This window comes from Burkholderia sp. KJ006 (genome assembly GCF_000262695.1).
In the GTDB taxonomy this organism is placed as follows: Bacteria; Pseudomonadota; Gammaproteobacteria; order Burkholderiales; family Burkholderiaceae; genus Burkholderia; species Burkholderia vietnamiensis.
This window is the reverse complement of sequence record NC_017921.1, coordinates 302,172-322,848: the sequence shown is the minus strand read 5'-3', so window position 1 is coordinate 322,848 and position 20,677 is coordinate 302,172. Positions and strand designations below refer to the sequence as shown.

The following is a 20,677-nucleotide window of genomic DNA, read 5'->3' as shown; positions in this document are numbered from 1 at the left end:
CCGCCTGTGGCGCGGCTCGCGGCGACGCGGCCCGACTTCGCGACGGCGTGTCGGCGCGACGCGGCGATTGCCGCGCGCGATGCAAAGGTGTGATGCGGATTCCGGAAAGACGCGATGTGCGCGCCGCTGCGACGTCTGCAGGAGCACGACGCATCCGCGGAAGGAGAACGTGCTGGAAGGCCGACCGATCGAGGTATGAAGAAAGCGCGGAGACGCGCGAGCGCGCGGCCCGCGCGCCGCTCGTCAGACTAAGCGACTAAGCGGCTACGCGACCCACTCGTTGATGACCGGCGTGTCGAGCGCCGGCGCGCGCTCGGCTTCCTCGAACGTGCGCTTGCTGCACGTCGCGTCGAGGCTGCCCTTGCCGCTCAACAGCGGGCAGCGGTCGAACACTTCGGCGATCCAGTCGACGAACACGCGCACCTTCGGCGACAGGTGGCGGCTGTGCGGATACACGACCGAGATCGGCATCGGCAGCGGCTTCAGGCCCGGCAGAACTTCCTTGAGTCGGCCGTCGCGCAGGTGCGGCAGCACCATGAACAGCGGCGGCTGGATCAGCCCGAAGCCTTCGAGCCCGCAGGTCACGTACGCGTCGGCATCGTTCACCGACACGATCGCGTTCATCTTCACTTCGACTTCCTTGCCGTCGGTCAGGAACGTCCAGTCGATCGTGCGGCCGGTGCGGCTCGAAAAGTAATTGACCGCCTTGTGCTCGGCGAGATCTTCGATGCTGCGCGGCTCGCCGTACTTGTCGAGATACGCGGGCGCGGCGACCGACACGCATTCGAACAGGCCGACCCGCCGTGCGACGAGCGACGAATCCTGCAGCGCGCCGACGCGGATCACGCAGTCGACGCCTTCCTGCAGCAGGTCGACCGGACGATCCGACAAGCCGAGCTGCAGATCGATGTCCGGATAGCGCGTGTGGAATTCGCACAGCGACGGAATCACCAGCAGCCGCCCGATCGAGCCCGGCATGTCGATGCGCAACTTGCCGTGCGGCTTGCGGTTGTTGTTCTGGAAGCTTGCTTCGGTTTCCTCGACATCGGCGAGGATCCGCACGCAACGTTCGTAGTACGCGGCGCCGTCGGGCGTGAGCGACAGACGGCGCGTGGTCCGGTGCATCAATCGCACGCCGAGGAACGCTTCGAGATTCTGGATGATCGTCGTGACGGACGCCCGCGGCAGGCTCAGCGTTTCTGCTGCCTTGGTGAAGCTGCTTGTATCGACGACGCGAGTAAACACCTGCATGGCCTGAAGCCGGTCCATCACAACCTCCACGATCTAATGAGCCTCAGGAACAAAGAGGCTGCGTCACTTTATAGGCGACGCAGCCTGGGATTGTTCGGGGGCGTTGAATTGTGTTGCCGGATTATAGGCATTTATCCCAATGTCTGCCGGACCCAGAATTCGTTCCATCTCGAAATGGATGCCGCATCGTCATGGACGCTTCTGAATTCAGCAAATTCCTGAAAGCCGCATTGCCCGCCGAAGCCAGAGCCGGCGCGGCACTGACGGTCGCGGACGTGGAAATTCCCGGCTACGCGCAGGACATCGCGTTGCGTCTGTATCGGCGTGCCGACAAAACCGGATTGCCGGTAGTGCTTTACTTTCACGGCGGCGGTTTCGTGCGCGGCACGCTCGACGACGCCGATTTCGCCGCGCGCTTTTTAGCAGAACGCTTACCGGCTCTCGTAGTGTCGGTCGATTATTCGCTCGCGCCGGCCTTTCCGTTTCCGGCCGCGCCGGAGGATGCGTATCGCGCGGCCGTCTGGGCCGCGACGCGCGCCCGCGCGTTCGGCGGCAATCCGAAGAAGATCGGCGTCGCGGGGCACGATGCGGGCGGCCAGCTCGCGAACTGTCTCGCGTTCATCGCGCGCGATCGCGGCGAGGTGCCGATCGCCGCGCAGGCGCTGTTCGGGCCGATGCTCGATCCGAGCATGACCCGCATCGGCGACGCCGACCGCTTGTCGTCCGACATCACCGCCCGCGAATGCGCGGCCTGCTATCGCGCGTACCTGCCGCAGGCCGCGCAGCGCATGCACCCGTATGCGGCGCCGCTCGAATCGGTGCGCCTCGCGGGGCTGCCGCCGACGCTGATCGTCACCGCGCAGAACGACGTGCTGCACGTCGAGGCGGAGAAATATGCGGGCTGCCTGATTTCGTCGGGCGTGCTCACGCAGGTGATCCGCTACCCGGACGTCACGCACGCCGCGCTCGCGACCCATGCGGCCGCGCTGGAGGAGGCCGTGCGCTTCTTCCAGTGCCGCTTCCAGGCCCGTCAGCCGAATCGTTCCGAATAACCACACCAATCCTCGCTTACCGGAGATCCACATGGCCATCCTACGCACCACCCGCTCCCGAATCGCCACCGCGGCGATCGCGACGCTCGCCGTCGTCGGTCTCGGCACGTTCGGCGCGATGCGCGTGAACGCGAACGCGCCCGATAAGGCCGCAGCGCCGCTGCCCGAAGTGGACGTCGCGACCGTCGTGCCGCAAACCGTCACCGATTGGCAAAGCTACTCGGGCCGCCTCGAGGCGGTCGAGAAGGTCGACGTGCGTCCGCAGGTGTCGGGCACCATCGTCGCGGTGAACTTCAAGGACGGCGCGCTCGTGAAGAAGGGCGACGTGCTGTTCGTGATCGACCCGCGCCCGTACCAGGCCGAGACCGATCGCGCCGCCGCGCAACTCGCGGCCGCGCAGGCGCGCAACGGCTACGCGCAGAGCGACTGGCAGCGCGCGCAGCGGCTGATCGGCGACAACGCGATCGCGAAGCGCGACTACGACGAGAAGCAGAACGCGGCGCGCGAGGCGAGCGCGAACCTGAAGGCGGCCGAAGCCGCGCTCGAAACGGCGCGCATCAATCTCGGCTATACGCGCATCACCGCGCCCGTGTCGGGCCGCGTGTCGCGCGCCGAGATCACCGTGGGCAACGTCGTGTCGGCGGGCGCCGCGGCGACGCCGCTGACGACGCTCGTATCGGTGTCGCCGATCTACGCGTCGTTCGACGCGGACGAACAGACCTACCTGCAATACATCAACGGCGCGCGCGACGGCCGCAAGGTGCCGGTCGAGCTCGGCCTCGCGAACGAAACCGGCTACTCGCGCAGCGGCGTGATCGACTCGGTCGACAACCGGCTCGACACGTCGTCCGGCACGATCCGCGTGCGCGCGCGCTTCGACAACGCCGACGGCACGCTGGTGCCGGGCCTCTACGCGCGCGTGAAGGTCGGCGGCAGCGCGCCGCACCCGGCATTGCTCGTCGACGATGCGGCGATCAACACCGACCAGGACAAGAAGTTCGTGTTCGTCGTCGACCAGCAGGGCCGCGTGTCGTACCGCGAAGTGCAGCAGGGCATGCAGCACGGCAACCGGCGCGTGATCGTGAGCGGGCTTGCCGCCGGCGATCGCGTGATCGTGAACGGCACGCAGCGCGTGCGCCCGGGCGAGCAGGTCAAGCCGCACATGGTGCCGATGACGGGCGGCGACGATCCGTCCGCGCCGCTCGCGGACGCCGCGAAGCCGGCCGCACCGGCGAAGGCGGAATCGTAAGCGGCACGCCGCTTCGATTTCCGCGTTCAACCAGACAGAGCCACCCATGAACATTTCCAAATTCTTTATCGACCGGCCGATCTTCGCAGGCGTGCTATCGGTGATCATCCTGCTCGGCGGGGTGATCGCGATGTTCCTGCTGCCGATCTCCGAATATCCGGAAGTCGTGCCGCCGTCGGTGATCGTGAAGGCGCAGTATCCGGGCGCCAACCCGAAGGTGATCGCCGAGACGGTCGCATCGCCGCTCGAGGAGCAGATCAACGGCGTCGAGGACATGCTGTACATGCAGTCGCAGGCGAACAGCGACGGCAACATGACGATCACCGTCACGTTCAAGCTCGGCACCGATCCCGACAAGGCTACGCAGCTCGTGCAGAACCGCGTGAACCAGGCGCTGCCGCGCCTGCCGGAGGACGTGCAGCGGCTCGGCATCACCACGGTGAAGAGCTCGCCGACGCTGACGATGGTGGTCCACCTGATCTCGCCGGACAACCGCTACGACATGACCTACCTGCGCAACTACGCGCTGATCAACGTGAAGGATCGCCTGTCGCGGATCCAGGGCGTCGGTCAGGTGCAGCTGTGGGGTTCGGGCGACTATGCGATGCGCGTGTGGCTCGATCCGCAGAAGGTCGCGCAGCGCGGGCTGTCGGCCGAGGACGTCGTGCAGGCGATCCGCGAGCAGAACGTGCAGGTCGCGGCCGGCGTGATCGGCGCGTCGCCGTCGCTGCCGGGCACGCCGCTGCAGCTGTCGGTGAACGCGCGCGGCCGTCTGCAGACCGAAGACGAGTTCGGCGACATCGTCGTGAAGACGACGCCCGACGGCGGCGTCACGCATCTGCGCGACATTGCGCGGATCGGGCTGGATGCGTCCGAGTACGGGCTGCGTTCGCTGCTCGACAACAAGCCGGCCGTCGCGATGGCGATCAACCAGTCGCCGGGTGCGAACTCGCTGCAGATCTCCGACGAAGTGCGCAAGACGATGGCCGAGCTGAAGCAGGACATGCCGGCCGGCGTCGACTACAAGATCGTCTACGACCCGACGCAGTTCGTGCGTTCGTCGATCAAGGCCGTCGTGCACACGCTGCTCGAGGCGATCGCGCTGGTCGTGATCGTCGTGATCGTGTTCCTGCAGACCTGGCGCGCGTCGATCATTCCGCTGATCGCGGTGCCGGTGTCGATCGTCGGCACGTTCTCGCTGCTGCTCGCATTCGGGTATTCGATCAACGCGCTGTCGCTGTTCGGGATGGTGCTCGCGATCGGGATCGTGGTCGACGATGCGATCGTCGTGGTCGAGAACGTCGAGCGCAACATCGAAAGCGGGATGAACGCGCGGCAGGCGACCTACAAGGCGATGCAGGAGGTCAGCGGGCCAATTATCGCGATCGCGCTGACGCTCGTCGCCGTGTTCGTGCCGCTCGCGTTCATGTCGGGCCTGACCGGCCAGTTCTACAAGCAGTTCGCGATGACCATCGCGATCTCGACGGTGATCTCGGCGTTCAACTCGCTGACGCTGTCGCCGGCGCTGTCCGCGATTCTGCTCAAGGGCCACGGCGACAAGGAAGACTGGCTCACGCGCGTGATGAACCGCGCGCTCGGCGGCTTCTTCCGCGGCTTCAACAAGGTGTTCCATCGCGGCGCCGAGAACTACGGCCGCGGCGTGCGCGGCGTGCTGTCGCGCAAGACGCTGATGCTCGGCGTGTATCTCGTGCTGGTGGGCGCGACCGTGCTCGTGTCGCGGATCGTGCCGGGCGGCTTCGTGCCCGCGCAGGACAAGGAATACCTGATCGCGTTCGCGCAGTTGCCGAACGGCGCGTCGCTCGACCGCACCGAGAAAGTGATCCGCGACATGGGCTCGATCGCGCTGAAGCAGCCGGGCGTCGAGAGCGCGGTCGCGTTCCCGGGGCTGTCGGTGAACGGCTTCACCAATAGCTCGAGCGCGGGCATCGTGTTCGTCACGCTGAAGCCGTTCTCCGAACGGCACGGCAAGGCGCTGTCGGCCGGCGCGATCGCTGGTGCGCTGAACCAGAAGTACGGCGCGATCAAGGACTCGTTCGTCGCGGTGTTCCCGCCGCCGCCGGTGCTCGGCCTCGGCACGCTCGGCGGGTTCAAGATGCAGATCGAGGATCGCGGCGCGGTGGGCTACGCGAAGCTGTCGGATGCGACCAACGACTTCATCAAGCGCGCGCAGCAGGCGCCTGAACTCGGTCCGTTGTTCACCAGCTATCAGATCAACGTGCCGCAGCTCAACGTCGATCTCGATCGTGTGAAGGCGAAGCAGCTCGGCGTGCCGGTGACCGACGTGTTCAACACGATGCAGGTGTATCTCGGCTCGCTGTACGTGAACGACTTCAACCGCTTCGGGCGCGTGTACCAGGTGCGCGTGCAGGCCGATGCGCCGTTCCGGCAGCGTGCGGACGACATCCTGCAGCTGAAGACGCGCAACGATCGCGGCGAGATGGTGCCGTTGTCGTCGCTCGTCACGGTGACGCCGACGTTCGGCCCGGAAATGGTCGTGCGCTACAACGGTTACACGGCGGCCGACATCAACGGCGGCCCGGCGCCGGGCTTCTCGTCGGGGCAGGCGCAGGCCGCGATCGAGCGCATCGCGCATGAAACGCTGCCGCGCGGCGTGCGGTTCGAGTGGACCGACCTCACGTACCAGCAGATTCTGGCGGGCGATTCGGCGATGTACGTGTTCCCGATCAGCGTGCTGCTCGTGTTCCTCGTGCTGGCCGCGCTGTACGAGAGCCTGACGCTGCCGCTCGCGGTGATCCTGATCGTGCCGATGAGCATTCTGTCGGCGCTCACGGGCGTGTGGCTCACGCAGGGCGACAACAACATCTTCACGCAGATCGGGTTGATGGTGCTGGTCGGGTTGTCGGCGAAGAACGCGATCCTGATCGTCGAATTCGCGCGCGAGCTCGAGCATGACGGACGTACGCCGCTCGAGGCCGCGATCGAGGCGAGCCGGCTGCGGCTGCGCCCGATCCTGATGACGTCGATCGCATTCATCATGGGGGTGGTGCCGCTCGTCACGTCGACGGGCGCGGGCTCCGAGATGCGGCATGCGATGGGTGTCGCCGTGTTCTTCGGGATGCTCGGCGTGACGCTGTTCGGGCTGATGCTCACGCCGGTGTTCTACGTCGTGCTGCGCACGCTGGCGGGCGGCAAGATTCACGTGGCCGGCAAGGACTCGGCCGGCTACGGCGGGCCGGCCCACGGCGTACCGGCTTCGGATGCTTGAGGACAATAAGATGGACAACATGCACAACACGAACGGCCTGCTGCGCGTCGCGAAGCTGGCGGCCGCGAGCACTCTGCTCGCGACGCTGCTCGCCGCGTGCGCGGTAGGACCCGACTACAAGCGCCCGGACGTGGCGACGCCCGCGGCGTTCAAGGAAGCGCCGACGCTCGCCGCCGGCGAGCAGGCCGGCACGTGGAAGACCGCCGAGCCGGCCGACGCCGAGCATCGCGGCGAATGGTGGAAGGTGTTCGGCGATCCGGTGCTCGACGCGCTGGAGTCGCAGGCGCTCGCCGCGAACCAGAACCTGAAGGCCGCGGCCGCGCGCGTCGAGGAAGCGCGTGCGGCGACCCGCACCGCGCGCTCGCAGTGGTTCCCGCAGGTCGGCGTCGGGTTCGGGCCGACGCGCGAGGGAGCGTCGTCGGCGTCGCAGTTTCAGCCGCAGGGCACGGGGCCGACCAACGCGACGCTGTGGCGTGCGCAGGGCACGGTGTCGTACGAGGCCGACCTGTTCGGCCGCGTGAGCCGCAACGTCGAGGCGTCGCGCGCCGACCAGGCGCAGAGCGAGGCGCTGTTCCGTTCGGTGCAGCTCGCGCTGCAGGCGGACGTCGCGCAGAACTACTTCGAGCTGCGCCAGCTCGATTCGGACCAGGATCTGTACCGTCGCACGGTCGAGCTGCGCGAAGAGGCGCTGAAGCTCGTGCAGCGCCGCTTCAACGAAGGCGACATCAGCGAGCTGGACGTGTCGCGTGCGAAGAACGAGCTGGCGAGCGCGCAGGCCGATGCGGTCGGCGTCGCGCGGCGGCGCGCGGCGTCCGAGCATGCGCTCGCGATCCTGCTCGGCAAGGCGCCCGCGGACTTCGCGTTCAAGGAAACGCCGATCGTGCCGGTCGCGGTGAAGATCCCGGCGGGGCTGCCGTCGGCGCTGCTCGAACGCCGCCCGGATGTGGCGGCGGCCGAGCGCGCGATGGCTGCCGCGAACGCGCGGATCGGCCTTGCGAAGTCGGCGTATTTCCCGAAGCTCGATATCACGGGCGCGTTCGGGTATGAGGCGTCGACGCTCGGCGATCTGTTCCTGTGGTCGAGCCGCACGTTCCTGCTCGGGCCGTTCGCCGGCACCGCGCTGACGCTGCCGCTGTTCGACGGCGGACGGCGTGCGGCCGGCGTACAGCAGGCGCGCGCGCAGTACGACGAGCAGGTCGCGAACTACCGGCAGCAGGTGCTCGTCGCGTTCCGCGAGGTCGAGGACAATCTCGCCGATCTGCGGTTGCTCGACGATCAGATTCGGGCTCAGGATGCCGCGGTCAATGCGTCGCGCCGTTCGGCGACGCTGTCGCGTACGCAGTATCAGGAAGGGGAAGTGGCGTACCTCGACGTGATCGATAGCGAGCGGTCGGTGCTGCAGTCGCAATTGCAGGCGAATCAGTTGACTGGGGCGCAGGCGGTGTCGACCGTCAATCTCATTCGTGCGCTTGGCGGCGGGTGGGGACCGGCGCCGACGGCGGTCGGCGATGCGGCGACCGGCAAGGCGGAGGTGGCGGCGCGGTGAAGGGGAGTGGCGGGTGGGGTTCGCTCGCCAGTCTTGAAGTGAAGAAACCCGGTATGCAGGCTTAGGGCTGTGTGCCGGGTTTTTTTGTGGTTCGACGAGGGATTGGCGGGGCGTCGCTCGCGATCGGCCATGTCGCTGGCTCGAAAAGCTGAATGGGCGGCTCGCGAGCAAGTCGGCCCGTAATGGCGTAACTAGGCGGCCACTGCATTGACTGGAGCGTTCGGATAGCTGAACTGTTGCAGTTCTGGTAACGCTCGCTTCTACCCTTGCGATTCTAGATTTCTGCTTGTTTGTGTTTTAAATCAAAAAATAATCTATTGAACTATTGAGTTGATTTGCGCTGCTATAACTGTCAGCTTTCGAAGCGGATGGGTGTGTCCTATGTTTGAAGCGCATCGGGATCGCGTTAAGTCGCCGTGATGCGCTATCAACTTTATTTTGGAGACCGATATGTCTGCGCGAAGCACTGTCGTGAAGTTGCAAAACAATTCTGGGAACACGTTATTCCTGGATCCCGCGTCGATCAACCTGCTGCACGGGGAATGGGTGACATATCCTCCGGAGAAAATCCCGGATGGCCAGACTGGCCAATGGGAAAGCGATTCGGACGGTTTTATGACGGGAACGGAAGGTCAGCTTCAATATCAATTTGCAGACGGCGGCGGTATCGAGAACGTCAGGCTTTACTGGGACAACCCCTATGTCGGAAATAACGGATACTCGATCACCGTTAGTGCCGCGGGTTATAAGGTTGGTTATGACGGTGGCTCCGGGGATAACGCAACCGTCAACTTCTACATCAAGAAGGGCTGACGCCGTGTGAGGCGCTCGTGCCCGTCTCGATGGGGCGCGAGTGCTCGACGGACGTATTGAGGGCTTGGCCGGATCTCGCGCCCTTGGCGATCGGTCGGTTCCAGCCGCGCGCCTGATACCCGGCGCTGTCATTCGAACGGCTGCTGCTTCGCAACGGGAACGTGTCAGCCATCGTTCGTTGGAAACCCGCGTCCGCGGGAACGCTACTGGAAAATTCGATCGCCGCCTGGCAGGCGGCAGCGAAGCCGTTGAGTCATGCGGTTCAGCGATGCCGCCAACTGCTGGTGCCATGACGACGACTTTGCTGCTGACGTTTTCACGCATGGCCTTCATTCCACGTCGCAACTAACGGTCAGTCCTGCCCGCCGACTTCCAATGGCGCAGTGGCGTCCCGCCACGCGCACCGGCAGTGCATGAAGGTCAGCGGTCACGCAGCGAAGGCGACGCCTGCCGCTACGGACGCACCCGCGCAGAACCATCCGCGCCCCTACTCAATCACCGCCGGGCCTCATCCCCGCGTGAAACATCTTCCCCATCAGCCTCGTTCGCATCCCATCCGCTAACCAAACGTCCGCGCAAGATCACACGCGCGCGTTGACGCGTGTGGCGGTCAGGGAAGGACCAGGAGCGTGATTGGATTGGATTTCGCGGCGGCCGTGCGGCCGTGCTTGCGGCGTCGCCGCGCCCCGCGCATAAAGGCTGCCGCCGACAACGCAAAGGGATCCGAAGCGATCGCATGCGGACATGCACATCGTTCGCCTCGGCAACAGCGCGTTCAACGGGCGGCACACACACCGCCCACCCACCTTACGCCGTGACGAACTCGTGCACGTACCGATTGAACACCGCGGGACTCGCCGCATTCATCCCGTGCGACGCACCGGCGACGGTCTGCCGTTGCGCAGCGCCGATCCACTGCGACAGCGTATCGACGTTGTGGCGGAACATCTTCGGGCTGCGTTGTCCGTCGATCAGCAGCGTGCGGCATGCGATATCCGACGCCGTGTGTTGCGAATAAGCGGGCAACGGGTCCTGCAGCTGCTTCGGCAGCGTGCTTGCGTTGTCGATCGCCATCATGCGGAAGCGCGACGTGCTCTTGTTCCACGCACCCGGCATGCTGACCGAGTCGACGAACATCTCGAGGCCGGCTTCCACGTTGCCTGCGCCGATCAGCTTCACGGCTTGCGTGCGCAGCGCGATCGCGGCGGCCGGCAATGCGGCTTCGCGCACGCCCGGCTGTTGCAGCGGGCCGCCGGGATCGGCGAGCGTCAGCGTGTCGACGAGCTGCGGATGCTGGCGCGCGACGTTGAACGCGACGCTGCCGCCGCGTGAATGGCCGACCAGATGAACGGGGCCGAGATCGAGCGCGTCGATGAATTCGGCCAGCTCGTCGACGTGGTTCTGCCAGCTGAACTCGTCCTGGATGCCCGCTTCGACGGCCGGCCAGTAGTGGCTCAGGCTCGGCGCGATGCAGCGGTAGTGCGCCGACAGCGACGCGAGTTGCGGCTCCCAGTAGCGGTAGTCGCACAACGATCCGTGCACGAACACCATCGGCGCGCCGCTGCCCCGCTCGACATACGGCAGGCTGATGCCCGACGAAAGCGTCGCAAATTGCAGGTCCGGGTTGGCGAGCACCGAAGGCTCGATTCGCATGTTCATGACTGAAAACTCAATGGGTGCGTCATCACGCCGCAACTATGCCTCACCGCGACCTGCAAGAAAAACGCATTATTTTCATCGTCACGATCAATTTTATTGATGACAACGCCGAAAACCCTTGTCGCAGCGTGGTACGCACTTCAGCCTTCAATCGTCTGACGGTTTGATTCCGCGCTGAAAGCCAGCGTGTGCGGCCGCGCGGGCGCGCATCGGACGCGACCGCGTGCTGCGCAAAATGAAGGTCGCGCGACGTCGTTCGCGCGTTATCGCGCCGCGGGCGCGGCCAAGGTCCGAAGCTCGCCAGGTAGATCGTTGTCCGCAGCGAATGGCATCGCGAAGTCGAATGCATCGGCGCACATGACGCGCAACGCGTCCGCGACGAACAGGCATTTGACGCGGCCGTCGACCACCGGCATCGCGAGCCACTCGGACCAGTCGCGCGCGACACCGCGCGTCAGATCGCCGCCGATCCGGCCGCGATCCATGCCCGCATACGCGGCCTCATTCCCCGCCGTCGGCGGCCGCATCGCCGCGCGCGGGAATCCGCAGGTTGCGCAGCTTGTGATAGAGCGTCTTCTTCGGCATCCCGAGCGCAACGCTCGCGTCCGCGACGTTGCCGTTGTGACGCCGCAGCATGTCTTCGATCAGCATCCGCTCGAAATACGCCATCTGTTCGGCGAGCGTGCTGCCGGCCGCGGGCGGCCCGCTGGACGACAGCAGGCTGTCGCCGGTCAGCCCGAGCACGAAGCGATCGGCGACGTTCTGCAGCTCGCGCACGTTGCCGGGCCACGCGTGCGTCATCAGTTCGGACACCTGCGCGGCGCTGACGACGGGTGCCGGCTGCCCGAAACGCCGCGCGGCCGCGAGCACGAAATGCTCGAACAGCAGCGGCACGTCTTCGCGCCGCTCGCGCAGCGGCGGCAGCTCGATCTGCGCGACGTTGAGCCGGTACAGCAGGTCCGCACGGAAGCGCCCGTCGGCAGCGAGTTCGGCCAGGTCGGCCTTCGACGCCGCGACGACGCGGCAGTCGACCGGAATCAGCTCGTTCGCACCGAGCCGCTCGACCACGCGCTCCTGCAGCACGCGCAGCATCTTGATCTGCAGCGGGATCGGCATCGTCTCGATCTCGTCGAGGAACAGCGTGCCGCCGTGCGCCCACTCGATCTTGCCGATGCGCTTCTTGATCGCGCCGGTGAACGCGCCGGCCTCATGGCCGAACAGCTCGCTCTCGAACACCTGCTCGGGCAGACCGCCGCAGTTCAGCGCGACGAAATGCGCGTCGCGCCGTCCGCCGAAGTCGTGCAGGCTGCGTGCGATCAGTTCCTTGCCGGTGCCCGTCTCGCCGGTGATCAGCACCGACACCGACGTGTCGGCGAGCCGCAGGATCTTCTTGCGCACGTCGGCCATCGCCGGCGACTTGCCGAGCACGTACGCGTCGATCCCGTGCCAGTTGTCGAGCGCGGCGCGCAGCCCCTGCACCTCGAGCGTGAGCCGGCGCTTCTCGACGGCCCGCGCGACGCGCCCGGCGATCAGGTCCGACGAGAACGGCTTTTCGATGAAGTCGTACGCGCCGTCGTGCATCGCGCCGACGGCCGTCGAAATGTCGGCGTGACCGCTGATCAGCACGACCGGAATCTGCGCGTCGACGGCCATCACGCGCTCGAGCAGTTGCAGCCCGTCGATGCCGGGCATCCGCACATCCGACACGATGACGACCGGTGCGCCGGGCGCGACGTGCGCGAGCGCGTCAGCGGCCGATGCGAACGCGTCGACCGGGAAGCCGGCGAGCGCGACGGCCTGCTCGACGCCGATGCGCACGTTCTCGTCGTCCTCGACGACGAGCACGCGGATCTCATGTTCCATGCTCTGTCCTTTGTGGCGGCGTCGCCGCCGCGAATTCGATGATGAACTGCGCGCCGCCTTCGTCGCGGTTCGCCGCGGCGATCCGCGCGCCGAACGCGTCGACGATGCGCGACGTGATCGCCAGGCCGAGCCCGAGCCCCTGGCCGCGCGGCTTGGTCGTGACGAACGGCTCGAACAGGTGCGGCAGCACGTCGGGCGCGATGCCGGCGCCGCTGTCGGCCACGGTCAAGCGCACGCGGCCGGCGTCGTCCGGCCCGCTCGCTTCGATGACGATGCGCCGCACCGGCGCGTCGCGCACGGCGTCGAGCGCATTGCCGAGCAGGTTCACGATCACCTGCTGCAACTGGCTCGATTCGGCGGACACCGTCGTGCCCGGCGCGATGTTCACGTCGAGCTGCACGCCTTCGTCGCGGATCCGCGCTTCGTAGATCAGCCGCGCATGCGCGATGGCTTCGTTCAGCGATACGGCGACGCGCTCGACGTCGGGCTTGCGCGCGAAGGTCTTGAGCTCGCCGGTGAGCACGGCCATGCCGTCGACCAGCTTGCCGATCCGTTCGAGGTTCGCGAGCGCCGGTGCCGGCTGGCCGCGCTCGAAGAACGTGCGCGCGTTGTCGCACAGCGTGCGGATCGCGACGAGCGGCTGGTTCAGCTCGTGCGTGAGGCCGGCCGCCATCTGCCCGAGCACCGCGAGCTTGCCCGCGTGCACGACTTCCTGTTGCGAATCGCGCAGCCGCTGCTCGGTGCGCTCGCGCTCGACGATCTCGCGCTGCATGCGCTCGTTCGCGGCCGTCAGCGCGGCCGTGCGCTGCGCGACGGTCAGCTCGAGCCGGTCGTTCGCGCGGCGCAGCGCGTCCTGCGCGTTCAGCCGCGCGATGATCGCCCGGCGGCGCTGGATCGCGTAGCCGGCCAGCAGCGCCGCGATCAGGAACGCGCCGGTGACGAACACGAACGCCGTCTGCTGCTGGCGGCGCGCGCCCGCGATATCGAGCAGCACCATCAACGAATCGCCGGCCTGCGGCGCGGGGCGCGACATCACGAGATAACGCGTGGTGCGGCCGGCGCGGCGCGGATCGGGAAAGGTGCCGAACCACGCGGCCGAGCTGCGGTCGCCGATACGGCGGTACGGCAGCGCGTCGACGGTGCGGCCCGCGTACTGGCGCGACGCCTGGATGTCGCGCTGCTGCTGCGCGGTGATCGGGCGCAGCGCGGTGAATTTCCACGCGGGCTCGGTCGAGATCACGACCACGCCGTTGCCGTCCACCACCATCGCGGCGACGCCCGGCGCGCGCCACGCGGATTCGAGCGGGTCGACGCTGATCTTCACCGCCGCCACGCCGATCGGCACGCCGTCGTCGCGTACCGCGCTGGCGAAGTAGACGCCCGGCACGCCGGTATTGGTGCCGATCCCGAAGAAGCGGCCGCTGCCGCGCGCGAGCGCGTCCTTGAAGTACGGCCGGTACGACACGTTCGTGCCGACGAAGCTGATCGTCTCGTTCCAGTTGCTCGCGGCGATCACCTCGCCGCGCAGGTCGATCACGTCGACGGCGCCGCTGCCCGCGTCGCGGTTCACGGCTTCGAGATAGGTGTTCACCGCATGCACGAGCGCGGGCGCATCGTGCGGCGTGGCCTTCAGCAGCGCGCGCACGCCGTCCTGGCGCGCGACCAGCGCGGGCAGGATCTCGAAGCGGCCGAGTTCGCTCTTCAGGCTCGATGCATAGAGGTCGAGCCGGTGCGCGCCGGTTTCCTCCAGCGCGTCGATCGCGCGTTCCCACGCGAAATCGACGGCCGCGCCCGCCACGCCGACATACAGCGCGGCGGCCGACACCCAGCCCCACCACGGGATACCCTTGAAGCTCTTCTGCACGTTCGCCCTCATCGATGCCGCGCTACCGGCCGTCCGTTAGCGGTCCTCCGCTACCGGCTCTTTGCTGCCGGCTCCCCGCCAGGCCGCTTCCAAACGACGCCTCGAAACGACACTTCCAAACGACGCGCGCCGCGCACCGGCAACGCCGGCGGCGGCGCGTGCGAAGCGGCCGGCGCGCTTGCGCGCGCAGCGCTGCGTTATCCGAAGTGTGCGACCAGGATCAGCGTCACGGTCACGACGATCGCGCCGCCGATGCGCGTCGCGATCTGCGCGAACGGCATCAACTGCATGCGGTTCGCGGCGGTCAGGATCGCGACGTCGCCGGTGCCGCCCTGGCCGCTGTGGCAGGCGTTCACGATTGCGGTGTCGATAGGGTACATCTTCAGCAGGCGGCCGACCACGAAACCGGTGCCCATCAGCGTCGCGACGGTCGACACGATCGTGATCACGTTGACCACCGTGAACGCGGCGGTCAGCTTGTCCCACGGCGTCATCGCGACGCCGATCGCGAACAGCAGCGGATAGGTGACGGCCGTCGAGAAGAACTTGTAGACGACGAACGCGCCTTCCTGCAGCGGCGGCGACACCGCGCGCGCGAGCTTCACGAGCACCGCGAGGAACAGCATCGCAACCGGCGCGGGCAGCCCGAACAGCTTGTGCGCCATGAGGCCGACGAGGTACAGCGTGATCGCGGTGATGCCGGCGCCCGCGATGTGCGTGACGTCGACGTGGCCGCGGATCTCCTCGTTCTCGGGCGTCATGTCGCCGCTTTCGCCGACCTGCAGGCGGCCGTTGCCGGTCAGGTGCGGCAGCCGCTTGCCGAGCATGTCGAGCGCGCCCGACAGGATGATCGCGGTCAGGCTGCCGAGCATCACCGACGGCAGCACCATCGCGAACATCTCGCCCTGCGGCAGGTGCATCAGTTCCGAATAGCCGATCGACAGCGGAATCGCGCCCTCGCCGACGCCGCCCGCCATGATCGGTACGACGATGTACAGCAGCGTGTGGCGTGCGCCGAGGCCGAGCGCGGTGCCGACCGCCGTGCCGACGATCGCGGCCGCGATCGAGCCGGCCGCGAGCGGCACGAAGATCTTCACGAAGCCCTGGATCAGCACGCGCCGGTCCATGCTCAGGATGCTGCCGACGATGATCGACGCGATGAACAGGTACAGGAAGTTGGTGGACTTCGTGAATTCGACGGTGAGGTTCAGCACCGGCTTCGGCAGCACGTGGTAGTAGGTGAGCGCCGACGGCACGAAGGTCGCGAAGATCGCGGCCGCGCCGATGTTGCGCAACAGCGGCAGCCGCTTGCCGAGCTCGGCGCATGTGAAGCCGAAGAACGCCAGCACGGCGATCGCCATCGAGATTTCGCCGGGCACCTTGCCGGTCACCACGAACCCGACGATCAGCGCGAACAGGATCACGTAGATCGGCAGCGGGATGATGCCGATGCGGATTTCCATCAGCTTCCACCAGCCGTGCGGCCAGAAGCGCTCGCGCGTGGCGGGGCTGGCGTGGGCAACCGGCTCGGGATGCGATGGGGTATGGATAGAGGTCTGCAAGACGTGTCTCCTGATGTTGGAATGCCTGCATGGCTTCGCGGCATCGTGTGCCGTCTGTAACGCAACCGTCGTGCCAGAAATTCGGCCTGCCCGATTTTTCGCAAGCCGTTGATTCCAAAGGATTCGTTTCGTCTGCTGAAATCTCGGCCGCGCTCGCGTGGCCGAGATTTCGGAATTCGCGCCGCGCGCAGGCCGAGATTTCAGCCGGCGGCGTGCGCTCGTGCGTGCGGCCCCGCGCTTGCGGACCGCGATCGCGCCATATCGCCACGCGCGATTTTCTTCGCACAATCGCTTCGTAGACCGCCCATCCGCCGCTCTCTATCATCGGCTGATCCTTTTCCGATGTGACGACCACCTCCGGAGAACGCCCGCGCGTTCGCCGCGGCGTCGCTCATCCGTCGCTACCGTCTTTGCCCAGGAGAGTGGTTTCCATGCTGCATGCCGTTTTTTCCGCCCGCTTTTCCCCCGGCCGCGCGGCTCGCGTGCTGGCCGCAGCGCTGCTCGGCGTCGTGCTGCTCAACGGCGCGCGCGCCGACACCGCGCCGCTGAAGGTGGGCCTCTCCACGAGCCCGCAGATCGAAGCGCTGAAGATCGCCGCGAAGGAGGCGAAGGCGCAGGGCCTCGACGTGCGGATCGTCGAGTTCACCGACTGGAATACGCCGAACGCGGCGCTCGCGAACAAGGACATCGACGTCAACTACTTCCAGCACATCCCGTTTCTCGAGAACGCGAAGAAGCAGGGCGGCTACGACTTCGTCGCGATCGCGCCGGGCACGATCATGAAGATCGGCCTCTATTCGAAGAAGGTGAAGCGCTTCGACGAACTGAAGGACGGCGCGCGCGTCGCGATCGCCAACGACCCGGTCAACGGCGGGCGCGGGCTGTTGCTGCTGCAGCGCGCGGGGCTCGTCACGCTGAAGCCCGGCGTCGACTACCGCGCGACCACGCGCGATATCGTGTCGAACCCGAAGCATCTGAAGATCATCCCGCTCGAGGCGTCGCAGCTCGCGCGCTCGCTCGACGACGTCGACCTCGCGCAGGGCTACCCGAGCTTCATCAAGCTCGCCGGCACGGCCGACCCGAACAGCGCGCTGCTGTTCGACGGCACCGAGAACAAGAGCTTCGCGCTCCAGTGGGTCGTGCGGCCCGACAGCGTGAACGACCCGCGCATCCGCATGTTCATCGCGATCTATCAGCACTCGCCGGCCGTGCGCCGCGCGCTCGACGACGCGTTCGGCTCGCTGTACGCGATCGCCTGGTGACGGAGACGACATGACGACCGCCAACCGCAAGAAGATCCTGCTCAACGCGTTCAACATGAACTGCGTCGGGCACATCAACCACGGGCTGTGGACCCATCCGCGCGACCGCTCCGCGCATTACACCGATCTCGACTACTGGACCGATCTCGCGCAGACGCTCGAGCGCGGCAAGTTCGACGGGATCTTTCTGGCGGACATCGTCGGCGTCTACGACGTGTACGGCGGCGGCCCCGACGCGGCGCTGCGCGAATCGGTGCAGGTGCCGGTGAACGATCCGCTGCTGCTCGTGCCCGCGATGGCGCAGGTCACGCGCCATCTCGGCTTCGGCGTGACCGCGAACCTGACCTACGAGCCGCCTTATCTGTTCGCACGCCGGATGTCGACGCTCGATCACCTGACGAAGGGCCGCGTCGGCTGGAACATCGTGACCGGCTATCTCGACAGCGCCGCGCGCGGCATGGGCCTCGCGCAGCAGATCGGCCACGACGATCGCTACGAGCGCGCGGACGATTACATGGAGGTCGTCTACAAGCTGTGGGAGCAGAGCTGGGACGACGATGCGGTGATCCGCGATGCGCACGCGCGCGTGTTCGCGCGGCCCGACAAGGTGCGGCGCGTGAAGCACGATGGGCCGTTCTATTCGGTCGATGCGATCCATCTGAGCGAGCCGTCGCTGCAGCGCACGCCGGTGCTGTATCAGGCCGGTTCGTCGGCGCGCGGCGTCGAGTTCGCCGCGCGCCACGCCGAATGCGTGTTCGTGAACGGCCAGAGCAAGGCGGCTGCGCGCGCGGCCGTGCTCGATATTCGCGCGGCCGCCGCACGCCAGGGCCGCGACCCGGCGTCGATCCGGATTTTCGCCGGCGTGAGCGTCGTGACCGCCGAGACCGAGCGGCTCGCGCGCGAGAAGTTCGACGAGTACCGGCGCTATGCGAGCGCGGAAGCGGGCCTCGCGCATTTCGCCAGCTCGACCGGCATCGACTTCGCGAAGTACGGCCTCGACGAGCCGATCTCGTATGTGAAGACCGATTCGATCCAGTCGGCCGTCGACGCGATCTCGCGCAAGAGCACGAGCGGCACGTGGACCGTGCGGCGCATGCTCGAGCAGATGTCGCTCGGCGGACGCTACGCGCCGATCGTCGGAGCGCCGTCGCAGGTCGCGGACGAGTTGCAGGCGTGGATCGACGAGACGGGCATCGACGGCTTCAACCTGACGCGCACCGTGATGCCCGAATCGTTCGTGGATTTCGTCGACTGGGTCGTGCCCGAGTTGCAGAACCGCGGCGTCTACAAGGAAGACTACGATCCCGCGCCGACGCTGCGCGAGAAGCTGTTCGGCGCCGGCGCGCGGCTGCCCGCCTGGCACACCGGTGCGCGGCACCGGCCGGCCGCCGCGGTGGCGGCGGCGGAAGCCGCGCATGCATGAACGTGACGGAGCGAAGCGATGACGCAATGGTTCGATCCGCCGGGATTCATCGACGCGACGGCGGCGCGCGCGAGCGCAAACGCGCATGCAGCGGCCGCCGACGAAGCGGGCGCAATCGCCGCGGCCGTCTCGTTCGACCGCGTCGGCAAGGTGTTCGCGACGCCGCGCGGCCACGCCGCCGCGCTGCGCGACGTGACGCTCGACGTGCGACGCGGCGAGGTGTTCGGCATCATCGGCCGCAGCGGCGCCGGCAAGTCGACGCTGCTGCGGCTCGTGAACGGCCTCGAACGCGCGAGCTCGGGCAGCGTGCGCGTGCACGGCGTCGAGGTCGGCACGCTCGACGACGACGGGCTCGTCGCGCTGCGCCGCCGCACCGGCATGGTGTTTCAGCATTTCAACCTGCTGGCCGCGAAAACCGTGTTCGAGAACGTCGCGCTGCCGCTGAAGATCGCCGGTGTGCCGAAGGCTGAGCGCGTGCGCAAGGTCGATGCGCTGCTCGAACTCGTCGGGCTCGCCGCGAAGCGCGACGCGTATCCGGCGAGCCTGTCGGGCGGCCAGAAGCAGCGCGTCGGAATCGCACGGGCGCTGGTGCACGATCCGGAGGTGCTGCTGTGCGACGAGGCGACGTCGGCGCTCGATCCCGAAACGACGCAGTCGATCCTCGCGCTGCTCGCCGACATCAATCGCCGTCTCGACCTGACGATCGTGCTGATCACGCACGAGATGGAGGTGATCCGAGCGGTGTGCGACACGGTCGCGGTGATCGAGCAGGGCGAGGTGGTCGAAACGGGCGCGGTGTGGCGCGTGTTCGGCAAGCCGCGCCATGGCGCGACGCGCGCGCTGCTCAGCACGCTCGTGCACGACCTGCCGGCCGAACTCGCCGCGCGCGTGCAGCCGTTGCCCGAGCACGCGGCGTTGCCCGACGGCGCGCAGATCGTGCTCGACATCCGCTATACGGGCGAGAGCGCCGGCGAGCCGGATCTCGGCGCGCTCGCGGCCGCGCTCGGCGGCGCCGTGCGCTTTCTGCACGGCGGGATCGAGCGGATCCAGGGACATGCACAGGGGCGCCTCGTGATCGCGGCGCAGCCGCGCGCGGCCGAACCCGGCGAGCCGCCTGCCGGCTCGCGCACGGTCGCCGCGTTGCTCGAACGCGCGCGCCGGCACGCGAACCACGCGGAGGTGCTCGGCTATGTTTGAGCTGTGGTGGCCCGAACTGCTCGACGCGATCCGCGACACGCTGTCGATGGTCGCCGCGTCGGCCGCGATCGCGGCGCTGGCCGGCATTCCGCTCGCGGTGGTGCTGGTGACGACCGCGCCCGGCGGCATCTACGAACGGCGCGCCGCTAACGCGGTGCTCGGCGCGCTCGTCAACGTGTTCCGCTCGACGCCGTTCATCATCCTGCTCGTCGCGCTGTTGCCGTTCACGCGCGTGCTGATCGGCACGACGATCGGCGTGTGGGCGGCCGTCGTGCCGCTGTCGATCGCAGCGATTCCGTTCTTCGCGCGGATCGCCGAAGTGAGCCTGCGCGAGGTCGATCGCGGGCTGATCGAGGCCGCGCTCGCGATGGGCGCGAAACGCCGCCACATCGTGTGGCACGTGCTGCTGCCGGAGGCGCTGCCCGGCATGCTCGGCGGCTTCACGATCACCGTCGTCGCGCTGATCGGCTCGACCGCGATGGCGGGCGCCGTCGGCGCGGGCGGGCTCGGCGACCTCGCGATCCGCTACGGCTATCAGCGCTTCGACACGACGGTCATGGTGACCGTGATCGCGATCCTGATCGCACTCGTTTCGGCCGTGCAATTCACGGGCGACCGCCTGGTGCGGCGCGTGGCCCGGCGTACCTGAGCGGCGCCGCGCGCGTCCGCTCGTTTCATTGAAGACCCTG

At 67.4% G+C, this 20,677-nt stretch carries 15 protein-coding genes; 9 read left to right on the top strand and 6 right to left on the bottom strand.

Annotation, left to right across the window (positions count from 1 at the left end; translation table 11 throughout):
• Positions 1-264: 264 nt before the first annotated feature.
• Positions 265-1,269: a putative multidrug efflux transcriptional regulator CeoR gene (gene ceoR, locus MYA_RS15560; RefSeq protein ID WP_011880930.1), complete on the bottom strand. Its 1,005-nt coding sequence runs from the start codon at positions 1,267-1,269 to the stop codon at positions 265-267.
• Positions 1,270-1,442: 173 nt separating this feature from the next.
• On the opposite strand from ceoR, the gene MYA_RS15555 reads away from it, so the two are divergent.
• The 5 genes from MYA_RS15555 (at position 1,443) to MYA_RS15535 (ending at position 9,158) form a co-directional block, all read left to right on the top strand.
• Positions 1,443-2,303: an alpha/beta hydrolase gene (locus MYA_RS15555; protein ID WP_011880929.1), complete on the top strand. Its 861-nt coding sequence runs from the start codon at positions 1,443-1,445 to the stop codon at positions 2,301-2,303.
• 31 nt (positions 2,304-2,334) lie between these two features.
• Positions 2,335-3,552, top strand: a complete 1,218-nt coding sequence (gene ceoA, locus MYA_RS15550; RefSeq protein ID WP_011880928.1) for a multidrug efflux RND transporter periplasmic adaptor subunit CeoA — start codon at positions 2,335-2,337, stop codon at positions 3,550-3,552.
• 46 nt (positions 3,553-3,598) lie between these two features.
• Complete coding sequence (ceoB, locus tag MYA_RS15545; RefSeq protein ID WP_011880927.1) at positions 3,599-6,799, top strand: multidrug efflux RND transporter permease subunit CeoB; 3,201 nt, start codon at positions 3,599-3,601, stop codon at positions 6,797-6,799.
• A gap of 10 nt (positions 6,800-6,809) precedes the next feature.
• Positions 6,810-8,345 (top strand): multidrug efflux transporter outer membrane subunit OpcM, encoded by a 1,536-nt coding sequence (opcM, locus tag MYA_RS15540; RefSeq protein ID WP_014724088.1) that lies wholly within the window; start codon positions 6,810-6,812, stop codon positions 8,343-8,345.
• A 471-nt stretch (positions 8,346-8,816) separates the two neighbouring features.
• Positions 8,817-9,158, top strand: a complete 342-nt coding sequence (locus tag MYA_RS15535; RefSeq protein WP_224020109.1) for an aegerolysin family protein — start codon at positions 8,817-8,819, stop codon at positions 9,156-9,158.
• Positions 9,159-9,965: 807 nt separating this feature from the next.
• Here the strand turns inward: MYA_RS15535 and MYA_RS15530 are convergent.
• From MYA_RS15530 to MYA_RS15510, 5 genes are all read right to left on the bottom strand, one after another.
• Entirely contained in the window at positions 9,966-10,817 is an 852-nt protein-coding gene (locus MYA_RS15530) for an alpha/beta fold hydrolase (protein ID WP_014724087.1), read from the bottom strand.
• A gap of 263 nt (positions 10,818-11,080) precedes the next feature.
• Positions 11,081-11,302, bottom strand: a complete 222-nt coding sequence (locus tag MYA_RS15525; protein WP_014724086.1) for a DUF3579 domain-containing protein — start codon at positions 11,300-11,302, stop codon at positions 11,081-11,083.
• Between the two features lie 16 nt (positions 11,303-11,318).
• Positions 11,319-12,680 carry a sigma-54-dependent transcriptional regulator gene (locus tag MYA_RS15520; RefSeq protein ID WP_014724085.1) on the bottom strand — a complete coding sequence of 454 codons (1,362 nt, stop codon included), beginning with the start codon at positions 12,678-12,680 and terminating at the stop codon, positions 11,319-11,321.
• Positions 12,670-14,556: a sensor histidine kinase gene (locus MYA_RS15515; protein ID WP_014724084.1), complete on the bottom strand. Its 1,887-nt coding sequence runs from the start codon at positions 14,554-14,556 to the stop codon at positions 12,670-12,672. Before MYA_RS15515 ends, MYA_RS15520 begins: the two co-directional genes overlap by 11 nt.
• A 185-nt stretch (positions 14,557-14,741) precedes the next feature.
• Complete coding sequence (locus MYA_RS15510) at positions 14,742-16,106, bottom strand: 2-hydroxycarboxylate transporter family protein (protein WP_034193352.1); 1,365 nt, start codon at positions 16,104-16,106, stop codon at positions 14,742-14,744.
• A gap of 431 nt (positions 16,107-16,537) precedes the next feature.
• Between MYA_RS15510 and MYA_RS15505 the strand changes: the two genes are divergently transcribed.
• The 4 genes from MYA_RS15505 to MYA_RS15490 are packed head-to-tail and all read left to right on the top strand — an operon-like array spanning position 16,538 to position 20,637.
• Positions 16,538-17,368: a MetQ/NlpA family ABC transporter substrate-binding protein gene (locus MYA_RS15505; protein WP_014724081.1), complete on the top strand. Its 831-nt coding sequence runs from the start codon at positions 16,538-16,540 to the stop codon at positions 17,366-17,368.
• Between the two features lie 10 nt (positions 17,369-17,378).
• On the top strand, positions 17,379-18,791 hold the full coding sequence (locus MYA_RS15500; protein WP_014724080.1) for an LLM class flavin-dependent oxidoreductase: 1,413 nt from the start codon (positions 17,379-17,381) through the stop codon (positions 18,789-18,791).
• 18 nt (positions 18,792-18,809) lie between these two features.
• Positions 18,810-19,988, top strand: a complete 1,179-nt coding sequence (locus MYA_RS15495) for a methionine ABC transporter ATP-binding protein (protein WP_014724079.1) — start codon at positions 18,810-18,812, stop codon at positions 19,986-19,988.
• Positions 19,981-20,637 (top strand): methionine ABC transporter permease, encoded by a 657-nt coding sequence (locus tag MYA_RS15490; protein ID WP_011880915.1) that lies wholly within the window; start codon positions 19,981-19,983, stop codon positions 20,635-20,637. Before MYA_RS15495 ends, MYA_RS15490 begins: the two co-directional genes overlap by 8 nt.
• The last annotated feature ends 40 nt before the right edge of the window (positions 20,638-20,677 follow it).